Below are 21,886 nucleotides of genomic sequence, written 5' to 3'. Positions count from 1 at the left end.
CCTTAACATAGACCACCAGCAATGCTTTTACCGGTGCGCAGGTCAAATCCAAAGTAGCAGGTGTACCCACTACCCGAATTGAAAGTACACCAGACCTTATCCTTGCTCCGACTGCGTGCGCCTTTTTCGCCACTACAGGTCTCCTTGTCGTCAGGAGGCATGGCATTGAAAATTTCTTTTGCTGGTTGCCCCTCGATGATGAAGGAAAGCTTGCGATCACTGTGAGTAGGTGCCTGCTGATCGCCCAACTCGCCAGAATAAATGGTGTACTCCCCCTTGAACTGCCGATAGGGTGCAGGCCATTGAGCTTGCTCGGTAGCATATGCCAAGGAAAGCAGCGCACTTGCTCCGATAATTGCCACGATCTTCTTCATCGCACACTCGCTCGTATCGCTACATGGAAATGATCGTCATGATGCACTAGCGGCCTAACTCCAGAAATACTCAGGTCGTTGAAGAACACTTTGGTTACTGCTGGATGGGATTGGAAAATGCCGATGAGACGTGCCGTCGCTTCTTTGTCATAAGCTGCCTGGAAATAGTTGACGCCAACCCGCGCGCCATCCTTTCGCAGGGGGCGGATATCGACTTGAAGACCATCCATGTGGGAGTCGTGCGGCTTGAACTTGCCGCCTCCGGCCAAGCTGATATTCCCAACCCCAAATTTCCTCCGGTCGATGGCTTGCCACTCGCGTTCAACCACAAAGAGAAGTGTCATCATTTCAGGGTGAGCGTAGTGTCCTCTCCCCTTCTCGGGTGTTCCATATACATAGTAACCGGCGTCGTCGGGCGCTTGCGGCAACATGAAATAGCCACGCGAATCCCTTGGTTGGACTTCGAGCATGGTGGCCTCCGTTTATGCGATACGATTGGTCGCCAGATCCCAACCGCCGGCCGTATTGCCCCCAGAGCCGCCACCGATCTTCTGTTGCGTGTACTTCCACTTAACTTTCGAAAATTTGAGCGCTACGGCATCTTGCAGAATGCTGCCTTCGTGTACCGCCTGATTGATGCTGCCGATCAGTACATTTTCCAGCTCGACTTCGTAGTACTTGACCGGTTTGCCATCGCTGTCGGCACGCATGAACTCCAGCTTGGCCTTGGGAATGGTCTTTCCTGACGAGCAGGTTTGCATCAATAGCGGTGAAGAAAGGTCGGCCAGTTTCGTTACCGTGATGCTGCGGTGTTCGCAACGTTCGGCAGTGTGACCGCCTGCCGTCGATGCCGTTGCTGACTTGGGCTGCAATACGCCCCACTGCGCCGATGTCAGTTCGATCCAGCCTTGGTGCGTGGAATCCTGGGATTCGCCTTTGATACCGTCGATCTGCAGATAGACATCGATTGCCATGAGCGTGACTCCAGAGTTGAGGTTGACCGCTTCATACAGCCTTGCCCCCGGCAAGACTCATTCTCGAATAGAAGCGGTAGCGTTTTGAAGTATTCGCTGGAACACATCAGGTAGACGATGCGCTCCCTCAACAATCTCATGAGAAACAGCAGTCAGCGATCGATCAGTCGCGTCTTGAACACGCCCGTATGCCTGACCGGCACGGTTGCGCGTGCCCATGACATGACGGGAATGGCTTGCGGATTGCGCCGAGCCACCTCACCCAAAACACGGCCGAGCGGCGCTTCGATGCAGCGCTGGAACAGCGCGCCCGCACCCAGGCTGGCACTCCACGCCAACAGCACGCCGATCGTCTGCAGGTATGCCTGCTCCGGCACGAAACGCGTGAACAGCGCATTCACCACCAGGCACACCGGAAAGTGAACCAGGAACACCGAAAACGATATCTTCGCCAGCGCATCGATCACCTTGAAAGCGCTACCCGCGCAGTGCGTCAGGCGCGTACGCCCGAACAGGAACAGCACCCCGGCCACCACCGACGCCACCGCGATGCGGCTGCGGAAATCCACGCCCAGCGCCACCGTCGCCAGCAACGCCATCAGCGACAACAAGCCCATCGACATGCCCGGCTTGCGCGCCGGATCGCCGGCCCACCAGGCCAGGATACCCAGGCCATAACTGCCGAAGAAATACGGCGCCCACACATCCCAATCGGCATCGCGGTTGAAATACAGCAGCGACGCGCCGACACCGGCCGCCACCAGCAACGGCATCAGCCACGGCGCGCGGCGCCCGGCCAAGGTCCCGGAAAACCACAGCAGCAGCGTCGTCAACGCATACAGCTGGAAATCGATCGCCACATACCAGGCGCCGGCCGACAGCGATTCATAGCCCAATACCCCATGCAGCAACAGCACGTGCGCGCCCAGTTGGCCGATGGTCGGCGGCGGGGAAATCGAATCGTCGGTCATCCACAGGCCGGCCACGGCCGAGGCGGCGATCGCCAGCAGCATCGCCACGATGAAGGGCGGCGCCAGCTTGACGTAGCGGCGCCAGATGGTCTGCACGGGGTCGGCGATGCCGGGCAAGCCCTGCGGCGACAGGGATTTCGCCGCCAGGAAGCCGCCGACGACGAGGAAGACCTGCACGGCGATGCGCGCATAATCGTAGAGCCAGTCGACCAGCGCCGGCATGATGGTGCGCGCGTGGTCGGACATTGGCCCGTAGAAGGCCAGGTGATGCAGCACGATCAATTGCGCCGATCCGGCTTTGAGAAAATCAATCAGGACGAACTGTGTCTGCCTGGTGCGCGCCGATCCGGGCGCCGTGGTTGCTCCACTCATGGGGTTCCAGCCTTACTCAACAATGTGTCACCCGGCGCAAATAGATTCACAATGTTGTCGAAATGGCCGGGTGACGCACTATAGCCGAGCCGGAAACATCGAGGCAGCGCGTTACATTCGGTAACTTCTTCCAATTATCGGTATTTACATGCCATTTTTACGTTATTTGGCAAAGAACCAGTCGACATCGCGCAGGATGGCGATCCGATCCGGTTGCCGGCAGCCACAAATGTGATGAAATCAAGTAATCAATTATTCATGTAAAAGAAATAAGCCGGTCATCTTGCAGGACTAATCTGCGGCGCATTCCAACCGTCCGCCCCGTTCGATGAACCCGACCACTTCCGCTGTCCCGCGCCCTTCCCTGATCGCCTTCGCCGTCGCCATGCTGTGCGCCGCGGCCGCCCATGCCGACGACAAACCTGCCATTGCCGAGGACGCGCCGCCGGCAGCGGCCGCCCCGGCCATCCAGGACACCACGCCCGCCGGCGCCATCGCCACCGTCGAGATCTCGACCCGCAAGACGCGCTCCTCGGTGGCCTTGAAAGGCGCCGAGATCCAGAAGGTGCTGCCGGGCGTGAATCCATTGAAAGCGCTGCAGGCCCTGCCCGGCGTCAGCTTCCAGACCGCCGACCCGTGGGGCAACAACGAGCAGAACCTGTCGCTGTTCGTGCACGGCTTCAACGCCCAGCAAATGGGCTTTACCATGGATGGCGTGCCGCTCGGCGACCAGAGCTACGGCAACTACAACGGCCTGGCGCCGCAGCGCGCGCTCACCAGCGAGAACGTGCGCAGCGTGGTGCTGGCCACCGGCGCCGGCGACCTCGGCACGCCGTCGACCAACAACCTGGGCGGCACCATCGAGACCTATTCGACCGACCCGGCCAAGCGCCGCAATATCGGCCTGCAGCAGACGCTGGGCAGCCACCAGGCCACGCGCAGCTTCGTGCGCTTCGATTCGGGAGACATTGGCGGCGGCAACAGCTTCTTCCTGTCCGGCCTGCACCACGAGGCCAAGGCCTGGGATTTCAATGGCCGCCAGAGCAACGACCAGTTCAACGCCAAATTCGTGCACCAGGACAACCGGGGCAAGCTGACGCTGTTCGCCGACTGGTCCGACAAGACCGAGCCGAACGAGGATTCGTCGCTGCACCAGGCCGGGCTGAACTCGCCCTACACGCGTCCCTTCCTGTACCCGGACTTCCGCGCCGCGCTGGCCTACCTCGATGCCAACGGCGCACCGCCGGCGTCGGTCGGCGCCAACTTTCGCAACTACTACAGCGACGCCCAGCGCACCGACAAGCTCGCCTACGCCAGGTACGAGGCCTTCATCAGCGACGATGTCACCTGGTCGAACCAGTACTACTTCCACCACAACGACGGCGTCGGCGTGGTCGCCGGCCCGATCAACCAGGCCGGCCTGCCGGGACTGTTCCGCGTGTATTACCCGAACCAGGATTTGAAGACGATCTTCGGCGGCTCCGGCTACGCCACCCGCACCACCGAGTACAGGATCAACCGCCAGGGCTGGCTATCCAACCTGCGCTGGGAACTGGGCGCGCACCGCATCCAGGGCGGCCTCTGGTTCGAGCACAACAACTCGGGCGCCTACCGCCGCTGGTATGCGCTGGACGTGAACAACCCGAGTTCGCCCTACACGCGCCCGCGCAATCCACTCATCACGCAGTATGGCAGCGACATCGACAACAAGGTGGTGCAGCTGCACCTGCAGGACGAATGGCGCCTGCGTCCCGACCTGGTGCTGCAGGGCGGCTTCAAATCCAGCCTGCAGTTCGCCGAGGGCCGCTTCCCGGTCAACACGCTGCCCAGGGCGATCAGCGCCACCGCCACCGGTGGCCTGCCGGAAGGGAAGATCGACACCCGGAAATGGTTCCTGCCCGGCGTCGGCGCACGCTGGGACGTGTCGACGAGCGACCAGCTGTTCGCCAACGTGCAAAAGAACCTGCGCCAGTTCATGACCTACGGCGGCGGCGGCAATTCGCCCTGGAGCCTGTCGTCGCAGGCCGCGTTCGACTATTTCAAGGCCACGGCGAAGCCGGAAACCTCGGTCACCTACGAGCTGGGCCTGCGCGATTCGCGCACCCTGGCCCTGGGCGCCTTGACCGGCTTCGACGGCCAGGTGGCGCTGTACCACGTCACCTTCCGCGACCGCCAGCTGGCGATCAGCTCGAACCCGATCATCACCTCGTTCGCCGGCGGCACCACGATCCTGTCCAACGTCGGCAGCGTCAAGACCGACGGCGTCGACCTGGCCGGCACGCTGCACTTCGGGCGCGCGTTCTCGTTCTACGACGCGCTCTCATACAACCGCTCCGAATACCAGGACAGCTATTATTCCGGCACCACGCTGGTCCCGACCGCGGGCAAGACCGTGCCCAACACGCCGAAGTGGATGAACAAGTTCGTCGCCACCGTCAAGCCGGGCGCGGACGTCGAACTGCAGCTGTCGGGCGACTACGTCGGCAGGCGCTACGCCACCTACACCAACGACCTGGACATCCCCGGTTATTTCCTGATGGGGTTGAGCGTATCCGGTAAAGTACCGTTGTCGGCCGGCTTCTTGAAAAACCTGCGCTGGACCGTGAGCGCGACCAACCTGCTGAATCGCGAAGGCCCGCTGCAGCCGGTGGTGGGCCAGCCGAGCGGCAGCTACGCCACCTACCCGATCCCGCCGCGCATGGGATTCGTCACCTTGAAAGCGGATATCTGATGCGGCCGATCCTCCTGCCTTGCGACCCGCTGCGGCGGCGCCTGTTGAAAGGCACGGCCGCCGCCGTCGGCCTGGCCGGCCTGCCGCGCTTGGCCGCGGCGCAAGCGCGCCGCCTCGACCCGGCATCCAGGCCCACGCTGTACGCCCACCGCGGCGCCAGCGCGCTGCGGCCCGAGCACACGCTGGCGTCCTACGCCAGGGCGATCGCCGACGGCGCCGACTTCGTCGAGCCGGACCTGGTCTGCACCCGCGACGGCGTGCTGGTGGCGCGCCACGAAAACGCCATCACCGACACCACCGACGTCGCCGCGCGCCCCGAGTTCGCCGCCCGCAGGAACCGCAAAGTAATCGACGGCGAGGCGCACGAGGGCTGGTTCGTGTCCGACTTCACGTTCGCCGAACTGAAGACGCTGCGCGCGGTGGAACGCCTGCCGGCCATGCGCGGCACTGCCTGGGACGGCCAGTTCCAGGTGGTCAGCCTGGAAGAAGTCATCGACTTCGTGGCGGCCGAGGCGGCGGCGCGCGGGCGCATCATCGGCCTGGTTCCGGAACTGAAGCACTCGACCTGGTTCGCCAATGCCGGCCTGCCGCTGGAAGAGCGCTTCATGTCGACCCTGAACGCGCACGCCTACACGCGCCGCGCACCGGTCACGGTGCAATCCTTCGAGACCGCCAACCTGAAGGCGCTGCGCAAGGCGTTCGGCCGGCGCGACAACGTGCGCCTGGCGCAGCTGGTCGTCGCCGGCGGCAAGTACGACGCCATGCGTCCGGCGGACGTGGCGCTGGTCGGCGGCGGCCTGACTTACGGCGAGATGGTGTCGCGCCGCGGCCTGCGCGACGTGGCCAAGTACGCCGACGTGGTGGCGCCGATCACGCGCGCCGTGATCCCGCTGGGTGCCGGCGAGCGCCTGGCCAGGCCGACCGCACTGGTGGAGGACGCGCACGCGGCCGGCCTGCAGGTGGTGGTGTGGACGTTCCGGCCGGAGAACGCGTTCCTGGCGGCCGATTTCCGCAACGGCGACGGACCGAACGCGCGCAACGAGGCGGGGTCGATCGCCGAGATCCGGCGCTACCTGGACACCGGCATCGACGGCTTGTTCAGCGACGATACGGCGCTGGCAAGGACGGCGATCGGGCGTTTGTCGGCAGCGAGCTGACGCGCACGCTATGTGCCTCGTCAGCCTGTGCACGACGAGGCAGGGGCCGAGAGTGCGTTGTAGATAGATTCCGGCAGACCGGAAATAATGACCGGTTGCGCCCTTGCGATCCGTCCATGCGATGATGCCGCATGACCTACCGACTCGCGATCTTCGACTTCGACGGCACGCTGGCCGACTCCTTTCCCTTCTTCCTCAGCGTCTTCAACGTCATCGCCGACAAGCACGGCTTCCGGCGCATCGACGTCAGCCGCGCCGGCCAGCTGCGCCACCACGGCGTGCGCCAGATGATGGCGCACGTCGGCATGCCGGCCTGGAAGCTGCCGCTGGCCTCGCGCAGCTTCATGGCGATGATGACGGAACACGCCGACACGATCCCGCTGTTCGACGGCGTCGCCGAGGCGCTGCGCCACCTGGCCGCGCACGGCGTGCGGCTGGCGCTGGTGTCGTCGAATGCCGAACACAACGTGCGGCGCATCCTCGGGCCGGAACTGGCGGGGCTGATCGCCCAGTTCGAGTGCGGCATGTCGGTATTCGGCAAGGCGGGGCGGATCCGCGCGGTGCTCAAGGTGCAGGGCGTGGCGGCGCGGGACGCGATCTATGTCGGCGACCAGGGCACCGATGCGGAAGGCGCACACGCTGCCAAGGTGGCGTTCGGCGCCGTGCATTGGGGCTATGCCACCATTGAGGCCCTGCGCGCGGAAGGATGCGCGTGCGAGTTCGTCACGCCGCACGCGTTGCGGCGGATTGCCGGCGTAGACACCGCGTAATTCATCCCGACAGTCACACGGGGTGGACGTGGCCGGCGAGGCGGCTTCGCCGGCCACACGATCCACGCCGAGTTGAAAGAAATTACTTCGCATGCTAAACTTTCGCATATAAACAGTGTCCAATACAAATATTTACATGCCCACGATCCTGCCGGACCAGCTCCTGAGCCAATTGACCGCCGCCCTCACCCACGCCTCGCGCGCCTACCGCGCCGCCGCCGACAAGGTCGCGGCCGACTACGGCCTGTCGCAGGCGACCGGTTTGCCGGTGCTGGTGATCAGCCGCTTCGGCGACAGCGGCGTGCGCCCCGGTATCCTGGCCGAAACGCTGAGCCTGGAAGCCTCGTCGCTGGTGCGCGTGGTCGACCACCTGATCGAGTCCGGCCTGCTGGAACGCCAGGAAGACCCCAACGACCGCCGCGCCAAGATCCTGCGCCTGACAGACGAGGGGCAAAAGACCGCCACCCTGATGGACCAGGCCCTGACCCCGTTCCGCCGCAAGCTGTTCGGCCAGTTCGACGCGCCCGACGTCGAAGCCTGCCTGCGCGTGCTGGGCGGCTTGCCGGCGGCGATCGCCAACATCGCTGCCACCGGCGCAGCCGACGACAACGCCAGGCAGGACACCGCCGCGGAGCGCAAGCGCGCATGAAGCTGGCAAGCCGGACGGAGCTGCTGTTCTCCGTCAAATCCTTCGCGGCAGCGATGCTCTCGGTATATCTATCGATGCGCATCGGACTGCCGCGCCCGTTCTGGGCGATGATGACCTCGTACATCGTCGCCGCGCCGTTCGCCGGTCCGACCCGCTCCAAGGGGTTGTACCGCGCCGGCGGCACCGTGCTGGGCGCGATCATGGTGACCTTCGCCGTGCCGCAGCTGGTGAATTCTCCCGAGCTGCTGTCGCTGGTGCTGGCGCTGTGGATCGGCGCCTGCCTGTATTTTTCGCTGCTGGACCGCACGCCGCGCTCGTACATGCTGATGCTGGCCGGGTATACCGCCGGCCTGATCGCCTTCCCGGCCGTGAACCAGCCGGAAGCGGTGTTCGACATCGCGCTGGCGCGCGTCGAGGAGATCGTGCTGGGCATTACCTGCGCGACGCTGGTGCACAGCCTGGTGCTGCCGCAGGCCTACGGTCCGGTGCTGCTGGCGCGCCTGGACAACGCGGTCAAGGACGCCCACGCCTGGATCCGCGACGCCCTCAATCCAGCCGGCGACGCGCGCAGCGCGGGCGAGCGCCGCAAGCTGGCCGGCGACATCACGGAACTGCGCATGATGAGCGTGCACCTGCCGTTCGATACCTCGTGCCTGCGCTGGACCGGCAAGGCGGTCAATGCGCTGCAGGAGCGCCTGGCGCAGAGCGTGCCGGTCGTCTCGGCCATCGAGGACCGCCTGGGCGCCCTGCGCGACATCAAGGCGCGCACCGTGTCGGAACGCTGGGATGCGCTGCTCAAGGACGTCACCGCATTGATCGACGCCGGCCCCGGCGCGCCGCTGCCGGCCGCCGGCGCCGCCCTGCACGGGCGCATCGACGCGCTGGCGCCGCGTGTCGACCGCACGCTCGGCTGGAGCGGCCTGATCGAACTGAACCTGGCCGCGCGCCTGCGCCGCCTGATCGACATCTGTGTCGACACGCGCACCCTGCGCGCTCACATCGACAGCGGCATGCACGGGCGCCTGCCGGACGCGGTGCGCAACCTGCCCGGCGTGCCGGTCAGCGCTTTGCACCAGGACCGCGGTATGGCGCTGCTGTCGGCATTCGCCGCGGTGGCGGCCACGCTGACCTGCTGCGCCTTCTGGATCCTGACCGGCTGGCCGGCCGGTTCCGCCGCGCCGATGATGTGCGCGGTGCTGTGCTGCTTCTTCGCCACCCAGGACGATCCGGTCCCGTTCATCAAGAGTTTTTTGACCTATACGATTTATTCGATTCCGGCGTCGGCGCTGTACCTGCTGGTGCTGCTGCCGGCGGTGCACGGCTTCGAGACGCTGGTGCTGGTGTGCGCGCCGCTGTTCCTGGTGCTGGGCGTGCTGCTGGCGCGCTCCGCCACCTTCGGGCGCGCCATGCCCTTCCTGTTCGGCGTGTGCGGCACGCTGGCCATGGTCGACACCCACAATGCCGACATGGTCACCTTCACCAACAGCATGCTGTCGCAGGTGTTCGGCTTGACGGTGGCCGCGGTGATGACCGGCATGCTGCGCCGCGTCGGCGCCGCCTGGACCGCGCGCCGCCTGCTCAAGGCCGGCTGGCGCGAATTGTCCCGCCTGGGCAGCGGCGAGCGCGTGGTGCCGCTGGCGACCTTCTCGGCGCGCATGGTCGACCGCATCGGCCTGCTGACCCCGCGCCTGGCGCTGGCCGGCAACCACGAAGACCTGCAGGCGGTCGATACGCTGCGCGACCTGCGCATCGGCCTGAACATGACGATGCTGCAGGAAGTGCGGCCCCGGCTGGGCCGCGGCGAGGCGGCGCTGCGGCCGCTGATGGCGGCACTGTCGCGCCACTTCGCGCGCCGACCGCAGGTCGACGCCGCCGCCGAGGCGCAGCTGCTGGACACGCTCGACAATGCCCTGCGCGCGGTGTGCGCCGGCCCGCACGACGCCGCCCAGTGCGAGGCGCTGGCCGCGCTCACCGGCATGCGGCGCGACCTGTTCCCGCAGGCGGCGCCGTGGCAGCCGGCGTTGTATGAAATCGCAACCGATGAGGAGGGCCGATGATCGGCGAAGTCAGTATTTACGGCCTGTACGTGCCGCCGCTGCTGCTGTTGACGCTGGCGGCGCTGCTGGTGATGCGCCTGTTGAACCTGGTGCTGGCGCGCACCGGCTTGTATCGCCTGGTGTGGCACCCGGCATTGTTCGATGTATCCCTGTTCGTCATCGTGCTCGGCGCGCTGGCGTATTTCACACGCAACTGGTCTTGAGATGGCTTCCAAAATTTCTTTGCCGGCGATCGGCCGGGTCGGATTCACCTTGCTGTTCGCCGCCGGCGCCGCCTATGCCGGCTGGCAGCTGTGGCGCCACTACGAGGTCGAGCCCTGGACGCGCGACGGCCGCGTCAAGGCGGACGTGGTGCAGGTGGCGCCGGACGTGACCGGCCAGGTGACCAAGGTGTACGTGCACGACAACCAGCCGGTGAGCGCGGGCCAGCCGCTGTTCGAGATCGACCGTGCCCGCTTCGAGCTGGCGCTGCGCCAGAGCGAGGCGCAGGTGACCGCGGCCGAGGCGGCGCTGGGCCAGTCGCAGCGCGAAAACAAGCGTAATACCCAGCTGGACGACCTGGTGTCGCAGGAAACCCGCGAGCAGGGCCAGACCCGCAGCGACCAGGCGCGCGCCACGCTGGCGCAGGCGGTGGTCGCGCGCGACATCGCCAGATTGAACCTGGAGCGTGCGCACGTGGTCTCGGCGGTGGACGGCATCGTCACCAACCTCGATTTGCGCGAAGGTGCCTATGCCACCGCGGCGCGGCCCGTGATGGCGCTGGTCGACCGCAACAGCTTTTATGTGGAAGGCTATTTCGAAGAGACCAAGCTGCCCGGCATCGCACTCGGCGACCGCGTCGACGTGACCCTGATGGGCACCCGCCAGCCGTTCCACGGCCATGTGGAAAGCATCGCCGAGGGCATCGCCGACCGCGACCGCAGCACCGGCGCCAACATGCTGCCCAACGTGAACCCGACCTTCAATTGGGTGCGCCTGGCCCAGCGCATTCCGGTGCGCATCGCGCTCGATCCGCTGCCGGCGACTGTGCGCCTGGTGGCGGGGCAGACGGCGACGGTAAAAGTACTGCCGCGGACGGCGCAGCAGAGCGCCCCGGCCACGCCGGCTGCGAAAGCGCCGGCGGCTGGCGCTCCTGCCACGGTGGCCGCAGCGCCGGCCACGGCGGCAGCTCACGCGCCGGCCAGCGCCGCAGCCCCGCATTAAGGAATGAACATGAACCGATACCCCTCCCTCACCCGCCGCGCGCTGACGCTGACGGCGTTGGCGGCGGCCCTCGCCGCCTGCACCACCGTCGGCCCGAATTACCATGTGCCGGACCAGGCTGCCGTAAAACGTCCGGAAGCCAACGCACCCTTCCTCGGCGCCGCAGAAAAATCGTACACCTCCGACCCGCTGCCGGCCGACTGGTGGCATTTGTACCAGGACCCGGTACTGGACGGCCTGATCGCCAAGGCCTTCAGCGCCAACGCCGACCTGCGCGTGGCCGCCGCCAATTTGCAGCGCGCGCACGCGGTGCTGGAAGAAGTCGAGGAAAAGAAGCGTCCGGAAGTCGAGATCGCCGCGGCGCCGCAGTACGGGCGCATCGCCGGCGCCTCGCTCGGCATTCCGGAAGAGATTCCGGCCGGCGGTTTGTACGAGGCCGACATCAAGGTCGCCTACCAGGTCGACATGTGGGGCCGCATCCGCCGCGCCATCGAGGCGGTGCAAGCCGACCAGGACGCGGCGCAGGCCGCCAGCGACCTGGCCCACGTGACGGTCGCCGCCGACACCACGCGCGCCTACGCGGACGCCTGCTCGGCCGGCTACCAGCTGAAAGTGGCGCAGGCATCGGTCGACCTGCAGCAGCGCTTCGCCAAGCTGACCGCGGAGCGCGTGCAGGGCGGACGCGGCATCGCCATCGACAACAGCCGCGCCCAGGCCCAGCTGGACCAGCTGCGCGCCAACCTGCCGCCGCTGGCGGCGCGCCAGCGCACCGCGCTGTACCGCCTGGCGGTGCTGACCGGCGAGGTGCCGAGCCGCTTCCCGGCCGAGGTGGCGAAATGCGCCACGCCGCCGCGCGTGGCCAGCGCCATCCCGGTCGGCGACGGCGCCGCCCTGCTGCGCCGCCGTCCCGACGTGCGCCAGGCCGAGCGCCAGCTGGCCGGCGCCACGGCGCGCATCGGCGTCGCCACCGCCGAGCTGTACCCGAACGTCAGCCTGGGCGCCTCGTTCGGCGGCGTCGGCTTCATCAAGGATGCCGGCGCGGTCAATACCTGGAAGTTCTCGGTGGGGCCGCTGATCTCGTGGAACCTGCCGTCGACCAGTTCGGCGCGCGTGCACATCCGCGAAGCCAACGCATCGAGCGCCGGCGCGCTGGCCAGGTTCGACGCGGTGGTGCTGAACGCGCTGCGCGAGACCGAGAGCGCGCTGACCGTCTATGCCCGCGAACTCGACCGCAACGCCGCCCTGCGCGCGGCGCGCGAGCAAAGCGCACTGGCGGCGCGCCAGACGGCGAAACTGTACCAGTTCGGCCGCACCGACTTTTTGGCGGCGCTGGATGCGGACCGCACGCTGGCCAGCGCGGAAAGCGTGCTGGCGGCGTCGGATGCACAGCTGGCGATGGACCAGGCGCAGCTGTTTTTGGCGCTGGGCGGTGGGTGGGAAAATACGCGGCCAGCGCACGGCGAAGGGCATGGCGCGGCGACCGGTGGTGGACCTACTGCGCACGGCGTCGAACACGGCGTCGCAGCGGTTGGTACGCATGGCAGTCACGCGCCGCAATAAGCACCGATAGCACCAAATTCGTCGTCCCCGCGCAGGCGGGGACCCATACGAAGTTTCAATATCCGTCCTATCAAAACAGCGATGCACGTTTGCTGATGTGACTTCGGAAACTCAGCATGGGTCCCCGCCTGCGCGGGGACGACGCGGTGCGGTCGTTGCCGCTATAGCGACAATCCACGCATCACCACACCTGCATCACAACAGCTTATCCAGGGTAATCGGCAAATCCCTCACCCGCCTGCCGGTCGCGTGGAACACTGCATTCGCCACCGCCGCGCCCACGCCGGTGATGCCGATCTCGCCGATCCCCTTCGCCCCCAGCGGGTTCACGTGCGGGTCGTCCTCGTCGACGATCTGCACGTCGATCGACTGGATGTCGGCATTGGTCGGCACGTGGTATTCGGCCAGGTTGCCGTTCACCGCCCGGCCCGCGCGACCGTCGATCAGGGTCGCCTCGAACAGCGCCAGGCTGATGCCCCAGACGATGCCGCCCATCAGCTGGCTGTAGGCGGTCTTTTCGTTCATCAGGCGGCCGACGCCGTACACGCCGACCGCGCGCGGCACGCGGATCTCGCCCAGGTCTTCGTCGACTTCTACCTCGATGAAGATGGCGCCGAAGGCGTGCATCGAATACTGCTCCTTTTCGCTTCCGGGTTCGGTCCTGGCAATGACCTCGATCCCGTCCCCGCCATGGCGCGCGACGATGGCCGCCAGCGTTTCGCGCCGCGACGGATCGGCCAGCAGGTACAGCTCGCCCTGCTCGGCGCCGACGCCGTCGGCCGTCGCGCCGCACAGCGGCGAACGTTCGTCGGCCAGCGCGATGCCGGTCAGTTTCAGGCGCAGCGCATGGCCGGCCGCCTGCACCGCCGGACCGACGCTGGCGACCGTGGTCGAGCCGCCCGAGACCGGCGCTTCCGGCAGCGTCGAATCGCCCAGTTCGAAGCGCACGCGCTCGACCGGCAGGCACAGCGCGTCGGCGGCGATCTGCGTCATGACGGTGTAGGTGCCGGTGCCCAGGTCCTGGGTCGATGAGCGGAACAGCGCCGTGCCGTCCGCCAGCATGGCGGCCGCGCATTCGCCCGGCGAGCGGTTGGTCGGATACGTCGCGCTGGCCATGCCCCAGCCGACCAGCTTGCCGTCGCGGCGCATCGAGCGCGGTCGTGCATCGCGCTCCTTCCAGCCGAAGCGTTCGGCGCCGATCTCGTAGCACTGGCGCAGCGACTTGCTCGACCACGGTAACTCCTTGCCGGGATCGCGCTCGGCGTAGTTCTGCAAGCGCAGCGCGAGCGGGTCCATGCCCAGTTGGTGCGCCAGCTCGTCCATGGCGGATTCCAGCGCGAACGAGCCGGACGCCTCGCCCGGCGCGCGCATGAAGGTCGGCGTGCCCAGGTTCATCGGCGCCAGCCGGTGCGTGGTCTGCTGGTTGGGCGTTGCGTACATCATGCGCGTCACCAGGCCGCACGGCTCGATCCAGTTTTCCAGCATTGAGGTGTAGGCGACGGTGTCGTGCACGGAGGCGGTGAGGCTGCCGTCCTCCTGCGCCGCCAGGCGCAGGCGCTGCTCGGTGTTGGGGCGCTGGCCGACCGGGCCGAACATCTGGTTGCGGTCCAGCGACAGTTTTACCGGACGGCCAACCTGCTTCGCGGCCATGGCGGCAAGGGCCACGTGCGACCACGCCGAGCCCTTCGAGCCGAAGCCGCCGCCGACGTAGGGGCAGATCGCCGTCACGTGTTCGGGCGGCAGGCCGAAGATCGCCGCCATGATGCGCTGCACGCCCTTCATGTACTGGGTCGAATCGTGCAGCGTCAGGCGCTCGCCGCCGTCGTCGCCCTGGCGCCACTCGGCGATGGTGGCGTGGGTCTCGAGCGGGTTGTGGTGTTCGATCGGCGTGGTGTAGGTGGCGTCCAGGCGGGTGCTGCCGGCCTGCCAGCCGTCCAGCAGGTCGCCGCGCCGGGTGTCGGATTCCTCGGCCATCACCTTTTCCGGGGTGCGCAGCGATTGCCTGGCTTGCCCGAAGTCGAGCGCCGCCGGCTTCGTCTCGTATTCCACGCGCAGGCGCGCCGCGGCGTCGCGCGCGTGTTCCAGCGTATCCGCCACGACCACGGCGATGGGCTGGTTGTTGTAGTAGACCTCGTCTTCCTGCAACAAGGTCAGGCGGCGGCCGACCGGCGGCTGGATCTTGCCGTCTTTCGTTTCGCGCGGCAGGCGCGGGGCGTTCTGCGGCGTCATCACCAGCAGCACGCCGGGCACCTGCCGGGCCGCGCCGTCGTCGATGCGCAGCACGCGCCCGCTGGCAATGGTGGACGTGACCAGCACGGCGTGGACCAGGCCTTCGACCGGGTGCTCGGCCGCGTAATGTGCCGCGCCGCTGACCTTGGCCCAGGCGTCGATGCGGTTGATGGGGGCGCCGATGTTGCTCATGCCTGGTCTCCTGGGTTGCTCGCTGCCGGGACGATCGGGATGACGTTCGCGCCCGTCGGCGCGGCGGTCTGCGGCGGGTTGGCTGCATTCCGGATGGCGCGCACCACGGCGCGCCGGGCCAGTTCGACCTTGAACGCGTTGTCGCGGCAGGGTCGAGCGCCCTGCACCGCGGCGGCGGCCGCGCGCGCCAATACGTCGCTATGCAATGCCTGGCCGCGTAAAACGTCTTCCGCCGCGTACGCGCGCCACGGCTTGTGCGCCACGCCGCCCAGCACGATGCGCGCGTCGCGCACGGTATCGCCGTCCAGTTCCAGCGCGGCCGCCACCGACACCAGCGCGAACGCATAGCTGGCGCGGTCGCGCACCTTCAGGTAGTGCGCATGTTCTCCCCAGCGCGACGGCGGCAGTTCCACCGCGGTGACCAGTTCACCCGGCCGGATCACCGTGTCGTCCTGCGGCCGGTCTTCCGGCAAGCGGTGAAAGTCGAGCAGCGGCACCTGGCGCGCGCCGTCCGGTCCCCGCAGGTGGACGACGGCGTCCAATGCGGCCAGCGCCACCGCCATGTCGGACGGGTGGGTGGCGATGCAGTCCGGGCTGGCGCCCAGGATCGCATGGATGCGGTTGTGGCCGTCGATGGCGTCGCAGCCGGAACCGGGATCGCGCTTGTTGCAGTGTTCGAAGGCCGGGTCGGTGAAGTAATGGCAGCGCGTTCGTTGCAGCAGGTTGCCGCCCACGGTCGCCATGTTGCGCAGCTGGGTCGAGGCGCCGTTCAGCAGCGCTTCCGACAGCAGGCGGTAGCGCCGGCGCACCAGCGGGTGGTTGGCCGCCGCGGTGTTGGTCGCCATGGCGCCGATGCGCAGGCCGCCGTCGGCCGTTTCCTCGATGGCGGCCAGCGGCAGGCGGCTGACGTCCACCAGGCGCAGCGGCTTTTCGATGCCGCTTTTGTACAGGTCGAGCAGGTTGGTGCCGCCGCCGATGAATTTGGCGCCGGGCTGGCGCGCCAGTTCGATGGCGTGGTCCACGTCGTTGGCGCGGTCGTAGAAGATCGATTGCATATTCTCTCCTTCACGCTTCGCGCAGCACGACGCTGCGGATCGCCTTGACGATGTTCGGATAGGCGCCGCAGCGGCACAGGTTGCCGCTCATGCGCTCGCGGATTTCGGCGTCGGAGAGCGCGCCCGGCGCCAGCTCGTCGCCATCGGTCAGCATGCTGGCCTGGCGCGCCTTGACCTCGTCCAGCAGCGCCACCGCCGAGCAGACTTGTCCCGGCGTACAGTAGCCGCACTGGAAGCCGTCGCAATCCATGAAGGCTTGCTGCATCGGATGCGGCTGCCCTTCCTGGCCCAGGCCCTCGATCGTGGTGATTTCGCGGCCCTCGTGCATGATCGCCAGCGTCAGGCAGGCATTGATGCGCTGGCCGTCGACCAGCACGGTGCAGGCCCCGCACTGGCCGCGGTCGCAGCCCTTCTTGGTGCCGGTCAGGTGGATGACTTCGCGCAGCGCGTCCAGCAGCGTGACGCGCGGCTCGATCGTCAACGCGTGATCGGCGCCGTTGATGTGCAGCGTCACGGCTTGCGGCGGCGCATAGGGGGATAAAGGCGATGGCGGCGCGTCCTGCACACGTCCTTCGCCCTGGTGTTGGTCGTCTTGTGGCATTGCTGTACTCGCTTCCCGAAAGGCGGGCCGGCTTGCCGGCAAGGCGTACCGTTCCCTTGGTGGCTGGACAAACGTTGCCGGTTCATGATCGCCGAAATCGAAAAAGCACGGAGCGCGTCACGGGCCAATTCCTCCGGGAAATCAATTACTTGCGGACGTGCGGCGACATACGGCGAAACGAACGCCGTTGCAGGCATACTTGGAAGGGTTTTATACTCGCGCCAGCGATGCTGCCCGGCATCGCCAACCAGGAACGACCATGCGTTTTCCCCTGTCCCGCCCGAAATTGCTGTCGCTGACGCCGCTGTTGCTGGCAGGCTTGCTCGCCGGCTGCGTCAACGAATCGGCCAGCTACCTGATCGACGGACGCGACCATGCGGTGACGGTATTCGTCACGCAGAATGTTTTCTGGAGCAAGCAGGCCGGCTTGAGCGTGGTCGCCTCGCACCTGCCGGACTGCCAGCGCCGCTTCGACTTCGGCAAGATGCCGCTGGCCGACTTCACCCTGGAACTGTTCTCGACGGGCACGGAGACCTTCCTGCTGCGCGCGGGCGACGACATGTGGCAGGTGGAAACCGTGGGCTGCACCCAGTTGCCGGAACCGTCGGCCGACGTGCAGGCGCAGCCGATCGGCGTGTTCCACTTCGATGCCAGGAAAAACCTGGTGTTCGAGCGCGCGGATGGGGCGGCCGGCTGAGCCCAGGCCGCGCTCAAGCCTTTTCGCTGTCCAAATGGGCCATCTGGCTGGCGTTGTAGCGTGCGCCCGCGGCCGCGCCGGGCGGCACGATCGCTTCCAGGCGCGCCAGCTCGGTCGGCGCCAGCACCGGCACCCCCAGCGCTTCCTGCAGGCGGTCGCGCCGGCGCGCACCGATCAGGGGGACGATGTCCGGTCCCTGCGCCGCCACCCAGGCGATCGCCAGCTGCGCCACCGTCACGCCGAGTTCCTGCGCCAGCGCGCGCATGCGCTCGACCAGCGCCAGGTTGGCGGCCAGGTTCTCTTCCTGGAAACGCGGGCTGGCCAGGGCGCGGAAATCCTTGTCGCCGCCTCGCTCGCGATGCCAGTGGCCGCTGATCAGGCCGCGCGACAGCACGCCGTAGGCGGTGATGCCGATGCCGAGTTCGCGCGCGGCCGGCAGGATCGCCGCCTCGATGCCGCGCGAGATCACCGAGTATTCGATCTGCAGGTCGCTGATCGGATGCACGCGGCTGGCGCGGCGCAGCGTGTCGGCGCCGACTTCGGACAGGCCGATGTGCCTGACGTAGCCGGCCTTGACTAGGTCGGCGATCGCACCCACGGTATCTTCGATCGGCACCGCCGGATCGAGCCGGGCCGGGCGGTAGATGTCGATATAGTCGGTGCCCAGGCGTTTCAGGCTGTAGGCGACGAAGTTGCGTACCGCCTGCGGCCGGCAATCGTAGCCGCTCCAGGCGCCGTCCGGCCCGCGCAGGGCGCCGAACTTGACGCTGACCTGCACGCTGTCGCGCGGGCGCGCGCCCAGCGCCTCGCGGATCAGCAGTTCGTTGTGGCCCATGCCGTAGAAATCGCCGGTGTCGAGCAGCGTCATGCCGGCGTCCAGCGCGGCGTGGATGGTGGCGATGCTTTCGTGGCGGTCGGCCGGGCCGTACAGGTCCGACATGCCCATGCAGCCGAGGCCGATGCGCGACACGCGCGGGCCGTACCGGCCCAGTCCAGTCTTGTCCATGACTCCTTTCATGCCCAGGTCAGCGCTGCCCCGTCAGTTGGCGCAGGCGTGCGATCTCGGGACCGCGCCCCAGGCGCTCGAGCGCCTTTTCCAGCAGCGTGCGGTCGCCCTCGCGCAGCATAGTCCATTGGGTGAAATACTCGTGTACGGTACGCCAGGGCGGAAAGTCGGGCGGCATGCTGCGCCACGCGGCGCCGGTATGCAGGAAGTACAGGATGGCGCAGAACACGTCGTACAGGTCGTGCTTGCGCGGCCGCGTCTTGCGGCGCGCCGCCTCGAGCATGTCGCGTACCCCATCGAACTCTTCGCGCGCAACGTCGCTTGGAAAGGTTTGCCTGGCCATGTCGATCGCCTCAAAGTCACTTGGAGACGGTGGATCCGGAACGGTTCCCGAACAAAGCATGACGGCGGCGCATCTCCGGCGCCGCGATCAGGAAGAAGTATGTACGAGTCTAGCACGCGTTCAGGATCGCGCCAGGACGATGCGTGCACGAAACAAGGCCCCGCGCGATGCGGACAAAACGGGCGCCGCGCAAACAAAAAGGGCGGCCTGCGCCGCCCCGGTCCGCTGCCTGCGCAAGCCTTCAGTCGTGCGCCAGCGACAGGAATTCGGTGCGCAGCGCCAGGTTCGGCTGCAGTTCGCCGAGCATGGCCGACGTGATGGTTTCCTCGCCCGGCGTGCGGATGCCGCGGCTTTCCATGCACATGTGGCGGCATTTGATGACCACGCCGACCGCCTTCGGTTCCAGCACTTCCATCAGCGTGTTGGCGATCTGCACCGTCAGGCGTTCCTGCACCTGCAGGCGCTTGGAAAACACGTCGACCAGGCGGGTCAGCTTGGACAGGCCGACGATCTTGCCGTTCGGCAGATAACCGACGGTGGCCTTGCCGAAGAACGGCGCCAGATGGTGTTCGCAATGGCTGTACACCGGAATGCCGCGCACCACGATCAGTTCGTTGTATTCCTCGGCGCCGTCTTCGAAGGCCTTGAGGATCTCGACCGGATCCTGGCCGTAGCCGGAAGTCCAGTGCTTCCAGGCCTTGGCGACGCGCTTCGGCGTTTCGTGCAGGCCGGGACGATCGGGATCTTCGCCGAGGCTGGCCAGCAGGCGGCGCCAGTCGTTTTCGGTGAAGAGTTCTTTGTCAGACATGGTAAACCCTAAAATTTTCGATTGCCGAGAGTATATAGAAAATGCGCCGCCTCCACAGGTGCAAGCCATTTGCTTGATCTAGACGAACGCAGCCGTAACCGGGACGCGCTAGCGTGATCGAACCATCGTCCTCTGCGGGAGATCAATCATGCTCGGCAGCACTGTCTTGGAAGTCGCGATCGGCCTGACATTTTGCTATGGCACGGTCGCCCTCATCGTGAGTACCCTGCAGGAAGCGCTGGCGGCGCTGTTCCGGCTGCGCGCCAACACTTTATTGGCGGGCATCAAGACCATGCTCAACGACCCGCGCTTTGCCGGGCTGGCGCGCGCCGTCTACGCGCACCCGCTGGTCAATCCGCACACCGACGGCAATGCCCGCAGCGAGGGAGCGCTGCGCTCGAAACCATCCTACATCGAACCGGCGCACTTTGCGATTGCGCTGGTGGACAGCCTGTGGCGGGTTCCGGGCGACTTCGTGCAATTGCGCGCCTCCATCGACGCCCTGCCCGATCCGCAGCTGCGCGCCGCGCTCCAGGGTTTGTATGGGCGCGCGCACGACCTGCAGCAATTCCAGGACATGCTGGCGAGCTGGTTCGACAATGCGATGGCGCGCATGTCCGGCGCCTATAAACGGCGCCAGCTGCTGATCTCGCTGTTGCTGTCGCTGCTGCTGGCGATCCTGTTCAACATCGACAGCATCCACCTGTTCAAGACCCTGTGGCAGCAACCGGCCTTGAGCGCCCACCTGCAGCACGCACCGGCGGCGCTCGATCCGGCGCTGATCGGCGCCCTGAGCGTGCTGCCGATCGGCTGGCGCGACTTCCCGCCGCGGTTCGACGCCGACTTCGCCCTGCAGGTGGCAGGCTGGATGGTGACCGCCTCGACCACGCTGTTCGGCGCGCCGTTCTGGTTCGACCTGATGCAGCGCGTGGTGCGCATGCGTAACACCGGCGCCAAGCCCGAGGAAAGCGGCGCCGCACTGCGCGTGGACAGCCGCATCGCCGCCGCGGCGCCGGGCGGCGCGCCGAGTAGCGTGCCGATTACGGCGGCGGTGACGGCGGTGACGGCGGTGAGCACGAACGCCGGCGCCTCCGCGCTGCCCAGGCTGCCCTGACGGCGCCGCGATGCCGCTGCCATGATGCCGCCGCGCCGGTGCGCTCCGGTCAGCGGCCGGGCGGGCGGTGCGCGTCCACCAGCATGCTCGAGATCGACACCTGCGGCACCCGTTCCGGCCAGTCGTCGCCGGGACCGAACCAACGCGCCTCCAGGATCTCGGCCGGATCGGTGCGGATTTCTCCTTCCAGCCAGTCGGCCGTGAAGGCGATCATCAGCGAATGCGGGAACGGCCACGACTGGCTGCCGAAGTAGCGCAGGTTGTGCACGCGCAGCCCGACTTCCTCGAACACTTCGCGGTGCACGGTTTCCTCGATCGATTCGCCCGCCTCCACGAAGCCCGCCAGCGGCACGAAGCGCGCCACCGCCGACTGCGCGTGTAGCGCCAGCAGCACCGCGTCGCCCTTGCGGATCAACACCATCATCGCCGGCGAGATGCGCGGATAGGCCATGTGCCCGCACTGCAGGCATTGGAAGCAGCGCTCGCCCTGCAGGCGCGCGGTGGCGCCGCCGCAGGCGCCGCAGAAGCGGTGCGTGCGCGCCCATTCGGCGATCTGGAAGGCGCGGCCGGCCACGCCCAGCAGCGCCTCGTCCAGTTCGCCGAACAGCGAACGCAGGCCGCGCCAGGCGTAGCCGGCCGGTGCCGCCTCGTCGTCGACCCAGCCGGTGCGGCAATAACGCCCGTCCAGCAGGCCGAGCGGCTGCAGGCGCTGCCGATCCGGCACCAGCGCCCCTACCGTGGCCGCATCGGGCAGCGCCAGGTCGGCTTCCCGCACCAGCAAACGTCCGCCATGGAAGACGAAGGAGAGCGCTTGTGCATCCGCTTGCGGCTCGGGCGGGACAGTGATCGAGGGTGTGAACGACGCGGGCGTTTGCAGCATGACAGGTCCAGGTATCCAGGTTTCCGGTGAATGATTTGCGATGATAGCGCCTTTGGCGCGACGGCTTCGGCCATGCGCCGTACCGCTGAACCAATCGCGCCTGCCGGGCTCCAATGTTGGCTGGACCGTGGACCATATCCGAT

General features: G+C 67.0%; 20 protein-coding genes and 1 pseudogene. 10 read left to right on the top strand and 11 right to left on the bottom strand.

Annotation, left to right across the window (positions count from 1 at the left end; translation table 11 throughout):
• Positions 1 to 2: 2 nt before the first annotated feature.
• The 4 genes from HH212_RS09460 to HH212_RS09445 form a co-directional block, all read right to left on the bottom strand.
• On the bottom strand, positions 3 to 374 hold the full coding sequence (locus HH212_RS09460; protein WP_170202254.1) for a hypothetical protein: 372 nt from the start codon (positions 372 to 374) through the stop codon (positions 3 to 5).
• Positions 371 to 844, bottom strand: coding sequence for a penicillin-insensitive murein endopeptidase (locus tag HH212_RS09455; RefSeq protein WP_170202253.1), 474 nt, complete (start codon positions 842 to 844; stop codon positions 371 to 373). Before HH212_RS09455 ends, HH212_RS09460 begins: the two co-directional genes overlap by 4 nt.
• Positions 845 to 856: 12 nt before the next feature.
• Positions 857 to 1,348, bottom strand: a complete 492-nt coding sequence (locus HH212_RS09450; RefSeq protein ID WP_170202252.1) for an Hcp family type VI secretion system effector — start codon at positions 1,346 to 1,348, stop codon at positions 857 to 859.
• A 152-nt stretch (positions 1,349 to 1,500) separates the two neighbouring features.
• Complete coding sequence (locus tag HH212_RS09445; protein ID WP_170202251.1) at positions 1,501 to 2,691, bottom strand: acyltransferase family protein; 1,191 nt, start codon at positions 2,689 to 2,691, stop codon at positions 1,501 to 1,503.
• 328 nt (positions 2,692 to 3,019) lie between these two features.
• Between HH212_RS09445 and HH212_RS09440 the strand changes: the two genes are divergently transcribed.
• From HH212_RS09440 to HH212_RS09405, 8 genes are all read left to right on the top strand, one after another.
• The gene (locus tag HH212_RS09440; RefSeq protein WP_229217647.1) at positions 3,020 to 5,422 is read left to right on the top strand and encodes a TonB-dependent receptor; all 2,403 of its coding nucleotides are present in this window, start codon (positions 3,020 to 3,022) and stop codon (positions 5,420 to 5,422) included.
• A complete protein-coding gene (locus HH212_RS09435; protein WP_170202250.1) occupies positions 5,422 to 6,579 on the top strand; it encodes a glycerophosphodiester phosphodiesterase in 1,158 nt (385 codons plus the stop codon). Before HH212_RS09440 ends, HH212_RS09435 begins: the two co-directional genes overlap by 1 nt.
• Positions 6,580 to 6,710: 131 nt before the next feature.
• Positions 6,711 to 7,349: an HAD hydrolase-like protein gene (locus HH212_RS09430; RefSeq protein ID WP_170202249.1), complete on the top strand. Its 639-nt coding sequence runs from the start codon at positions 6,711 to 6,713 to the stop codon at positions 7,347 to 7,349.
• A 136-nt stretch (positions 7,350 to 7,485) separates the two neighbouring features.
• Positions 7,486 to 7,998: a MarR family winged helix-turn-helix transcriptional regulator gene (locus HH212_RS09425; protein WP_170202248.1), complete on the top strand. Its 513-nt coding sequence runs from the start codon at positions 7,486 to 7,488 to the stop codon at positions 7,996 to 7,998.
• Complete coding sequence (locus HH212_RS09420) at positions 7,995 to 10,055, top strand: FUSC family protein (protein ID WP_170202247.1); 2,061 nt, start codon at positions 7,995 to 7,997, stop codon at positions 10,053 to 10,055. The genes HH212_RS09425 and HH212_RS09420 overlap by 4 nt, the downstream gene beginning before the upstream one ends.
• Positions 10,052 to 10,258 (top strand): DUF1656 domain-containing protein, encoded by a 207-nt coding sequence (locus HH212_RS09415; protein ID WP_170202246.1) that lies wholly within the window; start codon positions 10,052 to 10,054, stop codon positions 10,256 to 10,258. Before HH212_RS09420 ends, HH212_RS09415 begins: the two co-directional genes overlap by 4 nt.
• Position 10,259: 1 nt before the next feature.
• Positions 10,260 to 11,258: an efflux RND transporter periplasmic adaptor subunit gene (locus HH212_RS09410; protein ID WP_170202245.1), complete on the top strand. Its 999-nt coding sequence runs from the start codon at positions 10,260 to 10,262 to the stop codon at positions 11,256 to 11,258.
• A gap of 9 nt (positions 11,259 to 11,267) precedes the next feature.
• Positions 11,268 to 12,818, top strand: coding sequence for a TolC family protein (locus tag HH212_RS09405; protein ID WP_170202244.1), 1,551 nt, complete (start codon positions 11,268 to 11,270; stop codon positions 12,816 to 12,818).
• 195 nt (positions 12,819 to 13,013) lie between these two features.
• Here HH212_RS09405 and HH212_RS09400 read toward each other — a convergent pair whose 3' ends face one another.
• From HH212_RS09400 to HH212_RS09390, 3 genes are read right to left on the bottom strand one after another with little or no spacing between them, the layout of a single operon-like run.
• Positions 13,014 to 15,239 carry a xanthine dehydrogenase family protein molybdopterin-binding subunit gene (locus HH212_RS09400; RefSeq protein ID WP_170202243.1) on the bottom strand — a complete coding sequence of 742 codons (2,226 nt, stop codon included), beginning with the start codon at positions 15,237 to 15,239 and terminating at the stop codon, positions 13,014 to 13,016.
• Positions 15,236 to 16,294 (bottom strand): FAD binding domain-containing protein, encoded by a 1,059-nt coding sequence (locus HH212_RS09395; protein WP_170202242.1) that lies wholly within the window; start codon positions 16,292 to 16,294, stop codon positions 15,236 to 15,238. Before HH212_RS09395 ends, HH212_RS09400 begins: the two co-directional genes overlap by 4 nt.
• A 10-nt stretch (positions 16,295 to 16,304) precedes the next feature.
• Entirely contained in the window at positions 16,305 to 16,937 is a 633-nt protein-coding gene (locus tag HH212_RS09390) for a 2Fe-2S iron-sulfur cluster-binding protein (RefSeq protein WP_441295193.1), read from the bottom strand.
• Positions 16,938 to 17,154: 217 nt separating this feature from the next.
• Here HH212_RS09390 and HH212_RS09385 point away from each other — a divergent pair, with 217 nt between their 5' ends.
• Positions 17,155 to 17,592 (top strand): hypothetical protein, encoded by a 438-nt coding sequence (locus tag HH212_RS09385; protein ID WP_170202240.1) that lies wholly within the window; start codon positions 17,155 to 17,157, stop codon positions 17,590 to 17,592.
• A gap of 13 nt (positions 17,593 to 17,605) precedes the next feature.
• Here the strand turns inward: HH212_RS09385 and HH212_RS09380 are convergent, their stop codons facing one another.
• The 3 genes and pseudogenes from HH212_RS09380 to folE all read right to left on the bottom strand — a co-directional run bounded on the left by HH212_RS09380 (position 17,606) and on the right by folE (position 19,749).
• Positions 17,606 to 18,598 (bottom strand): aldo/keto reductase, encoded by a 993-nt coding sequence (locus HH212_RS09380; protein ID WP_170202239.1) that lies wholly within the window; start codon positions 18,596 to 18,598, stop codon positions 17,606 to 17,608.
• Positions 18,599 to 18,656: 58 nt separating this feature from the next.
• Positions 18,657 to 18,941: pseudogene (locus tag HH212_RS09375) on the bottom strand (transposase); the annotation flags it as partial.
• Positions 18,942 to 19,182: 241 nt separating this feature from the next.
• Positions 19,183 to 19,749, bottom strand: coding sequence for a GTP cyclohydrolase I FolE (folE, locus tag HH212_RS09370; protein WP_170202237.1), 567 nt, complete (start codon positions 19,747 to 19,749; stop codon positions 19,183 to 19,185).
• 148 nt (positions 19,750 to 19,897) lie between these two features.
• On the opposite strand from folE, the gene HH212_RS09365 reads away from it, so the two are divergent.
• Positions 19,898 to 20,863 carry a hypothetical protein gene (locus HH212_RS09365; RefSeq protein WP_211172479.1) on the top strand — a complete coding sequence of 322 codons (966 nt, stop codon included), beginning with the start codon at positions 19,898 to 19,900 and terminating at the stop codon, positions 20,861 to 20,863.
• Between the two features lie 49 nt (positions 20,864 to 20,912).
• Here HH212_RS09365 and nudC read toward each other — a convergent pair whose 3' ends face one another.
• Positions 20,913 to 21,743, bottom strand: a complete 831-nt coding sequence (nudC, locus tag HH212_RS09360) for an NAD(+) diphosphatase (RefSeq protein ID WP_170202236.1) — start codon at positions 21,741 to 21,743, stop codon at positions 20,913 to 20,915.
• Between the last annotated feature and the right edge of the window lie 143 nt (positions 21,744 to 21,886).

The organism is Massilia forsythiae (genome assembly GCF_012849555.1).
In the GTDB taxonomy this organism is placed as follows: domain Bacteria; phylum Pseudomonadota; class Gammaproteobacteria; order Burkholderiales; family Burkholderiaceae_D; genus Telluria; species Telluria forsythiae.
This window is presented reverse-complemented; position numbering and strand designations above follow the sequence as displayed.

Coding starts and splice junctions, on each gene's coding strand:
- HH212_RS09420 (WP_170202247.1), top strand. CDS start 7,995: ATGAAGCTGGCAAGCCGGACGGAGCTGCTGTTCTCCGTCAAATCCTTC.
- HH212_RS09395 (WP_170202242.1), bottom strand. CDS start 16,294: ATGCAATCGATCTTCTACGACCGCGCCAACGACGTGGACCACGCCATC.
- HH212_RS09440 (WP_229217647.1), top strand. CDS start 3,020: ATGAACCCGACCACTTCCGCTGTCCCGCGCCCTTCCCTGATCGCCTTC.
- HH212_RS09415 (WP_170202246.1), top strand. CDS start 10,052: ATGATCGGCGAAGTCAGTATTTACGGCCTGTACGTGCCGCCGCTGCTG.
- HH212_RS09385 (WP_170202240.1), top strand. CDS start 17,155: ATGCGTTTTCCCCTGTCCCGCCCGAAATTGCTGTCGCTGACGCCGCTG.
- folE (WP_170202237.1), bottom strand. CDS start 19,749: ATGTCTGACAAAGAACTCTTCACCGAAAACGACTGGCGCCGCCTGCTG.
- HH212_RS09450 (WP_170202252.1), bottom strand. CDS start 1,348: ATGGCAATCGATGTCTATCTGCAGATCGACGGTATCAAAGGCGAATCC.
- HH212_RS09460 (WP_170202254.1), bottom strand. CDS start 374: ATGAAGAAGATCGTGGCAATTATCGGAGCAAGTGCGCTGCTTTCCTTG.
- HH212_RS09445 (WP_170202251.1), bottom strand. CDS start 2,691: ATGAGTGGAGCAACCACGGCGCCCGGATCGGCGCGCACCAGGCAGACA.
- HH212_RS09410 (WP_170202245.1), top strand. CDS start 10,260: ATGGCTTCCAAAATTTCTTTGCCGGCGATCGGCCGGGTCGGATTCACC.
- HH212_RS09405 (WP_170202244.1), top strand. CDS start 11,268: ATGAACCGATACCCCTCCCTCACCCGCCGCGCGCTGACGCTGACGGCG.
- HH212_RS09365 (WP_211172479.1), top strand. CDS start 19,898: ATGCTCGGCAGCACTGTCTTGGAAGTCGCGATCGGCCTGACATTTTGC.
- HH212_RS09380 (WP_170202239.1), bottom strand. CDS start 18,598: ATGGACAAGACTGGACTGGGCCGGTACGGCCCGCGCGTGTCGCGCATC.
- HH212_RS09400 (WP_170202243.1), bottom strand. CDS start 15,239: ATGAGCAACATCGGCGCCCCCATCAACCGCATCGACGCCTGGGCCAAG.
- HH212_RS09455 (WP_170202253.1), bottom strand. CDS start 844: ATGCTCGAAGTCCAACCAAGGGATTCGCGTGGCTATTTCATGTTGCCG.
- HH212_RS09435 (WP_170202250.1), top strand. CDS start 5,422: ATGCGGCCGATCCTCCTGCCTTGCGACCCGCTGCGGCGGCGCCTGTTG.
- nudC (WP_170202236.1), bottom strand. CDS start 21,743: ATGCTGCAAACGCCCGCGTCGTTCACACCCTCGATCACTGTCCCGCCC.
- HH212_RS09425 (WP_170202248.1), top strand. CDS start 7,486: ATGCCCACGATCCTGCCGGACCAGCTCCTGAGCCAATTGACCGCCGCC.
- HH212_RS09430 (WP_170202249.1), top strand. CDS start 6,711: ATGACCTACCGACTCGCGATCTTCGACTTCGACGGCACGCTGGCCGAC.